This is a genomic window from Bartonella sp. AP40SXNS (assembly GCF_042195825.1).
Classification (GTDB): domain Bacteria; phylum Pseudomonadota; class Alphaproteobacteria; order Rhizobiales; family Rhizobiaceae; genus Bartonella.
The window spans coordinates 1-511 of record NZ_JBHIPB010000141.1; the positions used below are offsets into that span (position 1 = coordinate 1).

Sequence of the window (511 nt, forward strand, 5' to 3'; positions counted from 1 at the left end):
GCTTCACGCGGTGCTTTTGCACGTGATATACGTCCGTTTGGTTCTCTTACCTGCCCTGCTATTTTAGGGCGTCCCCTTTTTTTATTTTTTTTCACAGATAACCTCAGACACCTGTTTAACGTTTTCCCAAATTTCCTTTGAGTTTGACTGTGTCCCTTCATCCAAAATCACTACAAATAACAGTAACACTATTGATATACCAAGAGCTGGTATTTTTTTCCAATCATCGTCATCATTTATCATCCACATGGCGACAAGTATCAGTATTCCAACTAGAAAACCTGCCAATATATCACAGCATTTTCCAATACCAGCATTATGTTGTAATGATTTTATCTCCTGATCTGTAATAGTATAGTTATAAACTGGCTTAGATTTACAGATTGCACTAAAGGTATGGAGCGGCGGCTTATCAGACATTTAAATACCCTCTATTAAAAAGGAACACTATCATTCATAACGGTATGAGACGTATCAAGAGGCTTGTGAAAGCTTCTGTCATAAGGTGATG

At 37.8% G+C, this 511-nt stretch carries 1 protein-coding gene; it reads right to left on the reverse strand.

Annotation, left to right across the window (positions count from 1 at the left end; all coding sequences use genetic code 11):
* Nucleotides 1–81 precede the first annotated feature (81 nt).
* Nucleotides 82–420 carry a hypothetical protein gene (locus ACFILZ_RS10205; protein ID WP_375611108.1) on the reverse strand — a complete coding sequence of 113 codons (339 nt, stop codon included), beginning with the start codon at nucleotides 418–420 and terminating at the stop codon, nucleotides 82–84.
* Between the last annotated feature and the right edge of the window lie 91 nt (nucleotides 421–511).